The sequence below is a fragment of the Novosphingobium umbonatum genome (assembly GCF_004005905.1).
GTDB classification, from domain to species: domain Bacteria; phylum Pseudomonadota; class Alphaproteobacteria; order Sphingomonadales; family Sphingomonadaceae; genus Novosphingobium; species Novosphingobium umbonatum.
The window spans coordinates 95,639-109,353 of sequence record NZ_SACO01000012.1 but is presented as its reverse complement, the minus strand read 5'-3'; the positions used below and the strand labels follow the sequence as shown (position 1 = coordinate 109,353).

10 protein-coding genes are annotated in these 13,715 nt (G+C 62.5%); 3 read left to right on the top strand and 7 right to left on the bottom strand.

Annotation, left to right across the window (positions count from 1 at the left end; genetic code table 11):
- Positions 1–6 precede the first annotated feature (6 nt).
- The gene (locus tag EOE18_RS14555) at positions 7–2,094 is read right to left on the bottom strand and encodes a ComEC/Rec2 family competence protein (RefSeq protein WP_246027468.1); all 2,088 of its coding nucleotides are present in this window, start codon (positions 2,092–2,094) and stop codon (positions 7–9) included.
- Positions 2,095–2,305: 211 nt separating this feature from the next.
- On the opposite strand from EOE18_RS14555, the gene gltX reads away from it, so the two are divergent.
- Positions 2,306–3,751 carry a glutamate--tRNA ligase gene (gene gltX / locus EOE18_RS14550; protein WP_127710808.1) on the top strand — a complete coding sequence of 482 codons (1,446 nt, stop codon included), beginning with the start codon at positions 2,306–2,308 and terminating at the stop codon, positions 3,749–3,751.
- 23 nt (positions 3,752–3,774) lie between these two features.
- The gene (locus tag EOE18_RS14545) at positions 3,775–5,058 is read left to right on the top strand and encodes a citrate synthase (protein WP_127710806.1); all 1,284 of its coding nucleotides are present in this window, start codon (positions 3,775–3,777) and stop codon (positions 5,056–5,058) included.
- Positions 5,059–5,182: 124 nt separating this feature from the next.
- Here the strand turns inward: EOE18_RS14545 and EOE18_RS14540 are convergent, their stop codons facing one another.
- The 4 genes from EOE18_RS14540 to EOE18_RS14525 all read right to left on the bottom strand — a co-directional run bounded on the left by EOE18_RS14540 (position 5,183) and on the right by EOE18_RS14525 (position 9,188).
- The gene (locus tag EOE18_RS14540) at positions 5,183–6,574 is read right to left on the bottom strand and encodes a sensor histidine kinase (protein WP_127710804.1); all 1,392 of its coding nucleotides are present in this window, start codon (positions 6,572–6,574) and stop codon (positions 5,183–5,185) included.
- Entirely contained in the window at positions 6,571–7,533 is a 963-nt protein-coding gene (locus EOE18_RS14535; RefSeq protein ID WP_127710802.1) for a hypothetical protein, read from the bottom strand. Before EOE18_RS14535 ends, EOE18_RS14540 begins: the two co-directional genes overlap by 4 nt.
- Before the next feature lie 24 nt (positions 7,534–7,557).
- Positions 7,558–8,763 carry a hypothetical protein gene (locus EOE18_RS14530; RefSeq protein WP_164852770.1) on the bottom strand — a complete coding sequence of 402 codons (1,206 nt, stop codon included), beginning with the start codon at positions 8,761–8,763 and terminating at the stop codon, positions 7,558–7,560.
- A gap of 122 nt (positions 8,764–8,885) precedes the next feature.
- Complete coding sequence (locus EOE18_RS14525; RefSeq protein WP_127710798.1) at positions 8,886–9,188, bottom strand: Hpt domain-containing protein; 303 nt, start codon at positions 9,186–9,188, stop codon at positions 8,886–8,888.
- A 70-nt stretch (positions 9,189–9,258) separates the two neighbouring features.
- Here EOE18_RS14525 and EOE18_RS14520 point away from each other — a divergent pair, with 70 nt between their 5' ends.
- Positions 9,259–11,697, top strand: a complete 2,439-nt coding sequence (locus EOE18_RS14520) for a coiled-coil domain-containing protein (protein WP_127710796.1) — start codon at positions 9,259–9,261, stop codon at positions 11,695–11,697.
- Between the two features lie 36 nt (positions 11,698–11,733).
- Here EOE18_RS14520 and EOE18_RS14515 read toward each other — a convergent pair whose 3' ends face one another.
- Both EOE18_RS14515 and EOE18_RS14510 read right to left on the bottom strand, forming a co-directional pair.
- Positions 11,734–12,021, bottom strand: coding sequence for a DUF1467 family protein (locus EOE18_RS14515; protein ID WP_127710794.1), 288 nt, complete (start codon positions 12,019–12,021; stop codon positions 11,734–11,736).
- The gene (locus tag EOE18_RS14510) at positions 12,018–13,715 is read right to left on the bottom strand and encodes a ribonuclease J (protein WP_127710793.1); all 1,698 of its coding nucleotides are present in this window, start codon (positions 13,713–13,715) and stop codon (positions 12,018–12,020) included. The genes EOE18_RS14515 and EOE18_RS14510 overlap by 4 nt, the downstream gene beginning before the upstream one ends.

Sequence of the window (13,715 nt, the reverse complement as noted above, 5' to 3'; positions counted from 1 at the left end):
GCGCCACTATCGGCTTGGCATGATCCCCGCACCACGCCACCCTTCCCCACGCCAAGTGGGCCTGCGCCACCATGGGTGTTGGCCCTGCTGCCCCCCCACCGCCTGCAATCGCCCATGGGCCAGATCCAGCGCCAAACCACCGCTGCGATAAAGCATCGCCTCATCGGCCCGTAGCAGGCGGGGTTGGCAAACGCCATCGATCCGCCCCTGCGCCACCACTACATCCGCCGCCGCGCAGGCCGCCTGCATGGCCGCGCCATCGCCCATGGCCTTGCCACGCGCCAGCAGCAGCCAATATATCCGCCCATCCCGCCGCACGCCCACGCGGCAAAAGGCATTATTGCACTGCGCCCCCGGCCAAGCCGCCAGCGGCACCACTACCCCCGGCGCCATCGGATCCAGCCCCAGATTTTCCGCCATGGCCGAGGTTGCAAAGTCCACGCGGTCTTGCTGGGGAGGGCGATAGCGCAGCATCACCAATTGCCGCCCACCTTGCTCCACCACACCAACGTCCCGCCCATCCGCGCTGATCAACACATCGGGCGGCGTGACAAAGGCCAAGGACAATATCGCCCCCATAGGCGGCACCAGCCCCAACAACCGCACCCGACCATGCCACAGCGCCAGCCACAAGAGGCCACCTATGCAAGCCGCATAGGCCACCCCACTCATAGCGGGCAGCATCGACACCGCCCCCGCCTGCCTCGCAACGAACCGTGCCAAGGCCAGCAAAGCGTCCAGACTCTGTCCGCACAACCACCATGCAGGCGCGCCCCAACCAAAGGCGTCCAGCAACAAGGCCAGCGCGATCAAGGGCATGGTCACCACCGTCGTCAACGGGATCGCCACCAGATTGGCCAGCGCACCATAGAGGCCCGCGCGGTGGAAATGGAACAGGCTGGCCGGCATCAGCGCCAGTTCGATCACCACGCCGGTCAACAACAACATCACCCCCTGCCGCAGCCAGCGCTGCCAGACAGGCTCCTCCCGCGCGGTCAAGAAAGCCCTGACCGGCCCCGCCTCATGCAGCGCGATAATCGCCAGCACAGAACCGAAACTCATCTGAAAACTGGGGCCTACCACCGCTTCGGGCCAGAGCAGCATCACCGCCACCGCCGCCACCGCCAGCAAGCGCATGGACAAAGGCTGCCGCCCCAGCGCCACGGCGGCCAGCACCAGCAAAGCGGCGATACAGGAACGCATCGCCGGCACTTCCGCGCCGGTCAACGCGGTATAGAATACCGCCGCCGCCCCGCCGCAACCACTCGCCAACAGGGGCAAGCGCAACCGCAGCACCAGCCAAGGCCACAGACCCAGCAGTCGCATCGCCAGCCAATAGGTCCCGCCCACCACCGCGCTGACATGCAGGCCCGATACCGAAAGCAAATGCGTCAGCCCCGAATCGCGCATCGCATCCTCATCCGCAGGCGCAATCCCGCCCCTGTCCCCGCTGGCAAAGGCGGCAGCCATCCCCCCCGCCGAGCCGCCCACCGATGCCCGCACATGATCGGCCAAAGCATGCCGCAACGCCGCCAAACCCTTCACGGCGGGCGCAGGCTGCTCTACTTCCAAAGGTCCATAGGCGCTGCCGCTGGCCGCAATGCCGCCGAACCAAGCGGCCCGCGCCGCATCATAGCCCCCCGGCACCAAAGGCGGCGAAGGCGGCATCAGGCGCAGCTTTGCCCGCAAAACAGCCCCCTCGACGGCACCGGAGGCATCAAATCCTGCCTTGACGCTGACCCGCACCTTGATCGCAGGCTCACCCTCGGCAGGACGGATCAACAGCAAAAAGCGCAAACGCTCTTGCGCGGGCTGCGCCTGCCGCTCCAGCACAAGCCCACGAAACTGGCCGGTCAAGGGCTGGGAAATGGGCCGCGTTCCGGCCAATTCACTCTTGGCCCAAGGCAGGGCACACCCCAGCGCCAACATCAGCCCCATCGAGATAAAGGCCTGCCGCAAATAGGGAAAGCGCCCTTCTCGTGCCATGGTCCAGCTGGACAGCGCCGCGACAGCCAAGGCTCCGCCAATCCACATCCACCAATACAGGCGCAAAGGCAGCGCAAACCAAGCCGTTACACCAGTGGCCAAACCCACCGCCAACCATGGCGCACGGTCAAATCCGGCATTTCCAAGAAATTGCTCTAAGACGAAAGCAAATCTTGCCAAGCGCTCGCCGCTGCGCCAAGGGCCATGTTGCATCGCAGCGCCCCCACCATAAGCAGAAGCACGGGGTTCGCACTCGCGATATATTTGTTTGGTCGCGTCAAATGGGCCCATGAGCCCATAGGACAGAAAGGATTCTGGGATGGCAAGTGCGGGTTTGGCAGGCGGATCGGCGGACGGCAAAAAAGTCGTCACACGCTTCGCGCCCTCTCCCACCGGCTATCTGCATATTGGCGGCGCGCGCACCGCGCTGTTCAATTGGCTCTATGCCCGTGCCAATGGCGGCACCTATCTGCTGCGCATCGAGGATACCGACCGCGCCCGTTCCACCGATGCGGCAATTGACGCTATTTTCGATGGTTTGCGCTGGCTTGGTCTGGACGGCGATGAAGCCGCCACCTTCCAGTTCGAACGTTCCCCGCGACATGCCGAGGTGGCCAACAAGCTGCTCGAAGCGGGCCATGCCTATCGCTGCTATCTGACTCAAGCCGAACTGACCGCCATGCGCGAGGCAGCGCAGGCCGAAAAGCGCCCCTTCCGCATCCAGTCGCCTTGGCGCGATGCCACGCCGGACCAGTTCCCTACCGACCTGCCCTATGTGATTCGCATCAAGGCGCCCACCAGCGGCGAGACCGTGATCGACGACTTGGTGCAGGGCAGCATCACCGTGCAGAACACCGAGTTGGATGATTTTATCATCCTGCGTTCGGACGGCACGCCGACTTATATGCTAGCCGTGGTGGTGGACGATCACGATATGGGCGTTACCCATGTGATCCGCGGCGATGACCATATTAACAACGCCTTCCGCCAATTGGTGATCATCCGCGCGATGAATGCCATCGAAGGTGGCTGGCCCGATCCGGCCTATGGCCATATCCCATTGATCCATGGGGCCGATGGCGCCAAATTGTCCAAGCGCCACGGTGCCTTGGGCGTGGACGCCTATCGCGACGAAATGGGTCTGCTGCCCGAGGCGGTCCTCAATTATCTGATGCGTCTGGGCTGGGGCCATGGCGACGAGGAGATTATCTCCATCGCGCAAGCCATTGAATGGTTTGACGTGAAGGACGTGAACAAGGGCGCATCGCGCTTTGACTTTGCCAAGCTGTCCAACCTCAACGGTCACTACATCCGCGAGAGCGATGATGCCCGTCTGGCCGCGCTGGTGGCCCCGCGCATCACCGATCTGAACGTGGACAGCGACCTTTTGACCCGCGCCATGCCCTTCCTGAAGGTGCGGGCAAAGGACCTCAACGAATTGGCCGCTGGCGCACGCTTCCTTTTCGTACAGCGCCCGCTGGTGCTGGAGGAAAAGGCCGCCGCCCTGCTGTCGGACGAGGCGCGCGAATTACTCTATCGCGTTTGCGAAACGTTATCAAAAGAAACAGACTGGACAAGTGAAGCGTTGGAGGCCACGCTGAAAAGCATGGCTGGCGAATTGGGATTGGGCCTTGGCAAACTGGCCCAGCCCCTGCGCGCGGCATTGACCGGACAAACGACCAGCCCCGGCATTTTCGACGTTCTGGTTTTGCTTGGGCGCGAGGAAAGTCTCGCACGCATCAGCGCTCAAGCCAAAGCAGCATAATAATTTAACAAGGAGGTATTGCGGTGGGTGATACGGCTAAAATCAACATCGGCGGGAAGGATATTGAATCCCCCGTTCTGAAGGGCACCATCGGGCCGGATGTGATCGACATCCGCAAGCTCTATGGTCAAACGGGTGCATTCACCTATGACCCCGGCTTCACCTCGACGGCTTCGTGCGAAAGCGCGATCACCTATATCGACGGTGACGAAGGCGTGCTGCTGCATCGCGGCTATCCCATCGGCCAGCTGGCCGAACAGTCTTCCTTCATGGAAGTGTGCTACCTGCTGCTGAACGGCGAGCTGCCCAATGCCGACGAACTGACCAAGTTCGAAAGCACGATCACGCGCCACACGATGGTGCATGAACAGCTGGCCAGCTTCTTCAACGGCTTCCGCCGTGACGCACACCCGATGGCGGTGATGACCGGCGTGGTCGGCGCCCTGTCGGCTTTCTATCACGACAGCACCGACATTTCGGACCCCGTGCAGCGCCGTATTTCGGCCCACCGCCTGATCGCCAAGATCCCCACGATCGCGGCCATGGCTTACAAATATTCGGTGGGTCAGCCCTTTGTCTATCCCGACAACAAGCTGTCCTATGCCGGTAACTTCCTGAAGATGACCTTTGGCGTTCCCGCCGAAGAATATCAGGTGATCCCCGCCGTTGAAAAGGCGATGGACCGCATCTTCATCCTGCACGCCGACCACGAGCAGAACGCTTCGACCTCGACCGTGCGTCTGGCCGGTTCTTCGGGCGCCAACCCGTTTGCCTGTATCGCTGCCGGCATCGCCTGTCTGTGGGGCCCTGCCCATGGCGGCGCGAACGAAGCTTGCCTCAATATGCTGCGCGAAATCGGCACGCCCGACAAGATCCCGCACTATATCGAACGCGCCAAGGACAAGAACGATCCGTTCCGTCTGATGGGCTTCGGCCACCGCGTGTACAAGAACTATGACCCGCGCGCGACCGTGATGCAGCAGACCCTGCGCGAAGTGTTCGAAGCGCTGAACGTGCAGGATCCGCTGTTCGAAACCGCGATCCGTCTGGAAGAACTGGCTTTGTCCGATCCTTACTTCAAGGAAAAGAAGCTGTTCCCCAACGTGGACTTCTATTCGGGCATCATCCTGTCGGCGATTGGCTTCCCGACCACGATGTTCACCGTGCTTTTCGCTCTGGCCCGCACCGTGGGCTGGGTGGCGCAGTGGAACGAAATGATCAGCGATCCAGGCCAGAAGATCGGTCGCCCCCGTCAGCTCTACACCGGTCCGGTGCAGCGCGACTACGTGCCGGTCGACAAGCGCTAAGAACACCAGAGGCAAGGACGCCTTCGCGGGCGTCCGAACCTTTGGCGGCGCTTTGCCCAACAAAAACGCGGCGAGAGTTTAGCCTCTTGCCGCGTTTTTGTTTATCCGACGATTTTTTGAAACCTTACCCGCCCTTGGGCAGATCCAGCGTGAAGCGGGTGCCATGGCCAAGGCGGCTTTCCACCGTCAATTCGCCGCCCATGGCGCGGGCCAGACGGCGCGAAATATAGAGGCCCAGCCCTGATCCACCATCGCCGCTACGGCCCAGACGTTCAAACTTGTTGAACACGCGGCTTGCCTCCTCGGCGCTCAACCCCGCGCCCTGATCCACCACTGCAATGCGGGCTCGATCCGCGCAGGAGGTGAGTTGCAAAGACACTGTCGAGTTTTCAGGCGTATAGCGGATGGCATTGCCGATCAGGTTGAGCAGCACCTGCAACACGCGGCGGAATTCGCCAATCGCAGGCAAATGCTCCTGCACATCGGGCAATTGCAGAGTGATGCCCTTTTCGCGCGCCCTCACCCCCAGAATACCTGCGGCCCGCCGCGCCAGATCGGCCAGATCGATCCGGTCCGCCGCCGGAGCAAAGCCCTCCGCCTCGATCACTTCCATGTCGGACAGATCATCGATCAGCGCCAGCAAATGCTGCCCCGCCGCGGCAATATCGCCCGCATAATCGGCATATTCCTCGGGCAAAGGCCCCACACGCCGCGTGCGGATCGTTTCGGCATTGGCAATGATGCGCGCAATAGGCAGCCGCAGGATGGGCGCCAGTTCACGCCCAATCAGCGCCGAACGCGCCTTGTCCCCCTTGGGCGGCCCGACGGTCTGATCGGCCTGATCCTCCGGCACTAGGTCAGACCCGCTCATCGGCACCTCGCTGGTCAAAAACAGTTCAAAGCCAAGGGTCTCCCCCTCCAGCCCCAGCTGTGGCAGCACACTGGCCCGCCATGGCCTCTGCGACCCCTTGATGATAACCTCTGCCCCATCCAGCAAGCGCCAATGCAACGGTTTCTGACTGCTTAGCGCGCCCAGCTCGACAAAATCGGTCCATGGCCGACCAATCCCCGCCTGCATCGCCTTGGCCACGGGCATCAGATCACTGGCCTCGCATTCCACGGTCAAGACATTCTGGCCAGCATCCAGCCTGGCGGTCAATTCGGCCAGAGCGCGGTCAATCTCCGCCTTGCGCCGCCCTGTCAGATCGCTGGGCTCGGGAGGCAAAGGTGTGGCGTGCCAATTGCGCAGGATAATCCGGCAGCCGCCATCCAGCGGGCTGACCTCGATCCATGCGCGGATCACTTCCACCCCGTCCTGAGCGGTGATCGGGCGGGCCAGTTTCAGCCCATAGCCCCGCGATTTGGCCACCAATTCGCGCAATTCGGGAATGGCAATCGCGCCGGGCAGCTTGCCCCCGCAGCGCGCCTGCAAAGTGGCCAGCGGTTCGTCGGCGCTGATCAGCCGGTCCTCGCTGTCGCTGCGCGCCTCGATCTGGATGCGGTCATACACGCTCACGCCCCGCCTCCGGCGCGATCCGCCTGCGTCAGAACATGCGCTGCGCCTTCAACAGTGATTCGGTCCAAAGCCGATGGCACCCGCGCCGCCCCTTCCATATGCCCATGGAGCGCCATCAGAGTCTCATGCACCGACTCAACCCGCGCCCCCGCTGCCCGCAAGGTTAGCGCAAGGCGCGTTTGCTGTCCTTCTTGCAGCAGCAAAACCGCCGGATCGCGGCGCTTATCCGCACAAGCTTGCGCCAAAGCGGTGATAAATACTGCCACACCGGCATGACCCAGCGCCAAACCGGCCACCGCACCCTGCCCCATGCCCGCGACGGCCTGTTGCAACAGCCCCTGCCGCGTGCCTGCTTCGTCATAGGCCGCGCGCAAATCGGCCTCGGCGCGCATGGCGCCGGCCTGAAGCGCACGATCCCCCTCGGTCAGCACATGCAAAGCCACCAGCACGCCATGCAGCAATTCGGGCGGCAATTCGGCCAAGGGCAATTGCATCCGCCGCTGCATCTGGGCGAAACGGGCCTGCGCGGCCAGCAAGCGCATGGCGCGGGCCGAAACCTCGCCATCGCTTGACCCGATCAGGGCCTGAATCAAAGGCGTCAGAACCGGATCCAACCCCGTCCTTGCGGCAAGCCTTTCGGTCACTTGCCATTCCAGCGCCACCGCATGCAGATGCGCAATCAAACCGGGCACTTCGGGCAGGATCGAGGTCAGCAATTGCGCGCCCTGCACCACCGGCGCACCGGCATGGTCCAAAGCCTCGGCCAATTGGCGGCCCAGATCGGCCAGCATCGCGCGCAAACGCGCCATCACATCGTCGGAAAACAACGCCTGATGACGATAGCTAAGCAGATGGCGCAAGACCGGCTCTACCGCATCCACCACCGCATCGCCCCGTGCAATCTGCAGGCGCAAACCCGATTCACTAGGATCGGTGGGCAAAGGCTCGGGCGGGCTCATCTCTTGAATATAGCTGACAAATGGTTAACGCGGCGTTAGCTGATTTTGGCGAGAAAGCGTAAACACTCCCGCCAGCAACAACGCCATAGCCGACAGGCATACCGCCAACGGCAACAAGCCAAACAATTCCGCCACGGCCAAAGCCAGCGCCCATAGCGCCCGATCCTCCAGCAGGGCCGCCCAACGAATATCGGGCAATCGCGGCACCAGACGCAACAGGCCCAGCAGCATCAAAGGCGCGAAAGCGGCTTGCAACAGGCCTTGCGATGGGCTGGCCAAGCCTGCAGTCAACAGCAGCAACAAAGCCCCATCCATAATGCCGGCATAGATCAGCACAGGCGCGGTACGCGGCCGCGGCAACAACAGGCAGCGCCGCTCGAACCGGCCCATCACACAGGCGCTGGAAAAGCCCAACCAAGCCAGCGCCGCAAGGCACAGGCCCAGCCCACCATGGCCAAACCACCCCGCCAACACGCCCAAAGCGGCAAACACACCGCCCGCAATTGCCACCGCCGTGCCCCCCGATCCGGCATGCATCAGGGCAGGACCAAAGCTGCGTACACAGCGCATGGCCAAGGCCTGCGTCGGCGTGGGTGATGCCTCGGCAATATGCTGGGCGATCCATGGCGCCTCTATCGCATGGGCATCATTTTCGGACCGCAACAGGTTCCACCGCGCCGTGCCCGCCACATCCTCAGGCAGGACACGCATCGGCACGCCCGCCTGCAGGGCCAAGCGTTGCAAAGTAGAGAAAATGTCGATGTCGCTGGGCCATTCTTCCAACTTGGCCACCAGACGGCCGGGGAAACGGATCGCACCGGCGGCGGCATGGCTGGCATCCAGACGCTCGAAACCAGCCTCGATCGCGCCCTCTGCCGGTTGGGCCAAAACGCCCGCGCTGCCCAGCAAGTCGATCGCGAGATCAGGCCAGGCCAACACGCCATCGGCCAAGGCAATCACCTCGTCCTGCGCCGTCACCAGAGAAAGCAGCGAATGCAGGCTGGAGGCCAGATGGAAAATCGCGCCGCCCGTTTCGGCGGCATGATGCAGGGCAATCACTTCGGGATCGGACTGGCGCGCGAAACACACCACCCTTTCGCAACCCAGCGCCAGAGCCAGCGCCAATTGATGCCGCGCCAACACATGCCCGCCCACGCGCAACAATCCGCGTGGCAGGCCAACAGCCTCACCAGCGGCATTTTCCAGCAGGAACAGCAAGGCTACGCGCAAAATATCTCCGACCGCCCACTATGCAGGCCTAATCCCCCAAGAGCGCCAGAGTGTAATGGAGAGGGCCACAACTGCCAAGCACCGATAGCGCCAGGATACCGGTTTCACGAAGCTATACGGTGTCAGTTGTCCGAAAGATTGTCCAGATAGGCCTGCAACTTGCGCAAGATCACCGGATCGCCGGGCGCGCTGGCCAACACTTCATCGGCCAATACCATCAAGGGCCATACCTGAAAACTGGCCGCCAGCCCCTTCACCCGCATGGCCGCCACGTGCCAATTGCCATCGCAACGCGAACGCCGCAGCAGGTCGATCTGACGGGCCAGACTGTCGCAAAACGCCATGCGCAACTCGGCCAGCAGCGCCGGATCATCACCCGCCGCCGCCGCCAGAGTCGAGTCCAGAGCGCTTGCTTCATAAACCATGCACAGAGGATTACGCCGCTGGGGTTAAGACCTTATTTCCTTAACGCCGCAATGTGGTAAGCATTTATGCATGATCAGTGGTTTTCGCAGCAGCAACTCCGATAATGTCCAAGAGTCCTCGCTTAGCAGCGACTCGGGATTAGGGGAGAACACCGGTTCGGGTGACGGTGCGTATGACAGCGCGCCCTATCAGGATGCCGGTTTTAGCGAAGCGGTTCCGGTTGTGGTGGAAGAAGAAGACCCCGCCGAGGCCTTGGCTCCTACCCTGCGTGAACGTCTGACGGCAGCGGCGGCGATTGCGGTGGTGCTGGGCTGGACAGGTTTGGTGGTGGCCGCCCATGCGCCACAAATGCAGGCCAATGTCCCCCTAGCGCAATGGTCGCAATGGGCGCTGGAATGGGCGGTGCCTTCGCTGCTGGTGCTTTGCGTCTATTTGATCGCCACGCAAACAAGCCGCCGCGCGGCCAGCCATTTTGTCGCCGCCAGCCAATTGCTGCGGCAGGAGGCCGAACAGCTTGAGGCGCGTCTGCACACCGTGAACCGCGAGCTTAGCCTTGCCCGCGAGTTTCTCTCCTCGCAAAGCCGTGATCTGGATGCGCTGGGGCGACTGGCGGTGGAGCGGATCAGCGCCCATGGTGACCATCTGGCCGCTTTGGTGCGCGACAATGCCGAGCAAGTGGAAAGCATCGGCAGCGTCAGCCAAGTGGCCGTGGGCAATATGGAGCAATTGCGCGACCAATTGCCGGTAATTGCCGCCGCGACCAAGGATGTGACCAGCAATATCGCCCATGTCGGCCGCGTGGCGCAAACGCTGACGCAGGAACTGGCGCGCGAGGTCGACCGGATGGGCGAACATGCGCAAGCCACCGACAGCAAGGTGTCCAGCCTGCGCGATGATAGCGACACGGCGCTGGGCCTGCTGGAAATGCGGATGTTGCAACTGGAATCGACCATCCGTGCGCAATTTGACGCGCTGGACCAACGTTCGACCGGCTTTGCGCTGGATCTGGAACGGCATCATGCCGAAAGCCTGCAACAGATGCGCGACCGCGCCGCGCGTCTGGCCGAGGAGATTTCCGCCAACCGCCGCCAATTGGACCAGCAAGAGGCCGAGGCGATCACCTCGCTGCGCGCCCGCGTATCGGCCTTGCGCGACGAAGGGGCGACGATTGCCCGTTCCATGCGCGAAGTGGAAAACAGCGCGCTGGACGATTGGCGCAAGGCGATGAGCACGCTGGACGAGGAACTGAACCGTTTCGACGGTCTGGTCGGTGCGCGCCAGATGAAAGTGATCGAACGCGCCCAGCAATTGGGCGCCCTGTCCGAACAGACCAGTGTGCGTCTGGCACAGGCCGAGGCGCGGATCGAGGCAATCTCTATTGCCGACCACGTCACCTCCGCCAGCATGGAACAGCGCCTGACCTCGCTGGAGCGCCGCCTGTCGGAAACCGGTCAGACTTTGGAGCAATTGACCGAGGCCAGCGTGCGTCTGCTGGAACTGATCCAGTCCACCGCCCAGCACAGCCGCGACCAATTGCCCCCTGCCCTTGCCGAAAGCGAGGCGCGTCTGGTGGCTTTCTCGGAAAATATCCATCGCCTGCGCGAGGAAATCGAAGGCGCCGCGACCAGCGGCGAGGCTTTGGCTGCGCGCGTAGGAGCGGCGCAGGGCGCCTTGCTGACCACCAGCACCGACATCGACACGTTGCAGGCTAGTGTAGCGACCCGCATCGCCTCGCATGGCGAAGGGCTGGCCATGTTGCGCCATGCCCTCTCCGCGCTGGACAGCGATTGCGGGCGTCTGGCCGAACATGCGCAGGGTGAATTGAAGGAAGCGATCACGTCGCTGGCCACAGCTCTGCGCGCCTCGGTCGATACGATAGAAAGCGAGGGCGCGGCCCGCGTGGCGCAAATGGCCGAACGTCTGGCCGAGGAAAGCTGCGCCGCTGTGGAGCGCCAGATGCGCGCGCGTGTCGAAGAAATTGCGGTACAATTGGAGCAGGCCACCACCAAGGCCAGCGGTCTGGGCGCAGAAGCCGCCCGTGCGCTGCGTCAGGAGATTGCCGAGGTGGACGCGATGGCCGCCCATCTGGAACGCCGCGTGGCCGATGCGCGTGACCATGCTCAGGACAAGGCGGACAATGACTTTGCCCGCCGCATGGCCGTCATTGCCGATACGCTGCAATCCGAAGCGGTGGATATTGCCAAGGTGCTGGACAGCGATGTGGCCGACACGTCATGGGCGGCCTATTTGCGCGGGGATCGGGGTATTTTCACCCGCCGCGCGGTCAAGCTGCTGGATGCCACCGAAGCCAAGCAAATCCTGCAACTCTATGAAAATGACAGCCATTTTCAGGCCCATGTCAACCGCTATATCCATGATTTCGAAGCGATGCTGCGGATCATTCTGGCCACGCGCGACGGCCACGCCGTTTCGGTAACGCTGCTGTCCTCGGATATGGGCAAGCTCTATGTTGCCTTGGCGCAAGCGATCGAAAGGCTGCGCGGGTAACAAGAAAGGGAGAGGCTGTGGCGGCCTCTCCCTCTTTTATTGGCTTTCCGCCAAGGAGGCCGGAAGCTGGAACGGGGCGATATCTTCGATCGACACCCAATCCTCGACATAATTGGCATAGAATAGCGCAAAGGCCACCGCCGAAAGCAGCGTGGCACGCAGGGCGACCTTGGCGGGCCGGAAATTGACAGGGGCGCTGTTGGCCTGCCCCTGCACCAATTCCTCACCCGCCTCGTCCGGTGTGCGCAGGCCAAAAGGCAGCACCAGAAACGCCGAGATCACCCAGAACAACAGATAGATCGCGACGATCGAGGCTGGTTTCACGCCTCCAACCCTTCCACCATCAGCATCACCTTGACCTGCGGCTTCTTGCCGCACCAGCGCACCGCGGCACGGCGCGCGGCGAGACGGGCGGCCTCGCTCAAGGCATCAGCATCGCGGCGGTCAGCCCCTTTCAGCTTGCCCAGCGCGGTCAGCACATCAGCCTCGGCCTCAGCGACAAAGGCATCGTAATCCTCAACCAGAGGCAGGCCGAGACCCGCCACTTGCGCCTTGTAATCCTGCGAACGAGCGCGGCCAGAGACCGCCACCATGACCGCCCCCTGCCACGCCATACGGCGGCGCATGACAATCGCATCACCATCGGCGGGCGCGATAATATCGCCATCCAGCACAAGCCGGCCATTGGTCACTTCGGCAAATTTGCCCGGCTTACCCGGTGCCAGACGCACCAGATCGCCATTCTTCTGCACAACTTGGGCTGGGATGCCGAATTCCTTGCCCACCCGCGCCTGTTCGCGCATGTGGCGCATCTCGCCATGCACCGGCATCAGAATTTGCGGGCGCAGCCAGCCATAAAGCGCTTCGAGTTCCGGACGGCCCGGATGGCCCGACACGTGAATACCGGCCTGACGGTCGGTGACCACGGTGATGCCATCGGCGGCCAGTTGATTCTGGATGCGGCCAATGGGGATTTCATTGCCGGGGATCTGGCGACTGGAAAACAGCACCACATCGCCCTTTTCCAGCTTGATCGGATGGTTGCCATCGGCAATCCGCGCCAGAGCCGCACGAGGCTCGCCCTGCCCGCCGGTGGCCACGATCAGCACCTCACCACGCGGCAGGCCCATTGCAGTTTCCGGATCGATCAAATCGGGCAGACCACCCAGATAGCCGCAACCTTCCGCCGCCGTAATAATCCGGTCTAGCGAGCGGCCCGACACGCAAAGCCTGCGCCCCGTCGCCTTGGCCACTTCGCCCAGAGTATGCAAACGCGCCACGTTGGAAGCAAAGGTGGTGACCACCACCCTCTTGCCCTTATGCCGTTCCACTTCGGCCTGCATCGCGCGGGCCACAGCCCCTTCGCTGCCCGAAGGCTTGGAATTGAACACATTGGTACTGTCGCACACCAGTGCCAACACGCCTTCATCGCCAATCTGCGTCAATTCTTCCGGACTGGCGGGCGTGCCAATCAAAGGCTCGTCATCCAGCTTCCAATCGCCGGTGTGGAACACGCGGCCATAGGGCGTCTCGATCACCAGCGCATTGCCTTCGGCGATCGAATGGGCCAGCGGCACATAGCGCATGCTGAACGGGCCGAGGTCGAAATTGTCGAAATGGTCGATGACGTTGAGCGTCACCTCCTGATCGATCCCAGCCTCTTGCAATTTGGCCGCGACCAATTTCGCCGTGAAGGGCGTGGCATAAAGCGGCACGCCCAGATCAGCGGCGAAATAGGGAACCGCGCCAATGTGATCCTCATGGGCATGGGTCAACACGATACCCAACAGGTCATCGCGGCGGTCCTCGATAAAGGACAGATCCGCGAACACCAATTCCGTACCCGGATATTCGGTGCCGCTGAAAGTCATGCCCAGATCGACCATCAACCACTTGCCATGCGCGCCATAGAGATTGACATTCATGCCAATCTCGCCCGAACCGCCCAAAGCGCAGAACAGCAGTTCCTCGCCCGGAGTGAAGGGATCTTTCTTTTTAACTTCGCGCGCTATGGTCAT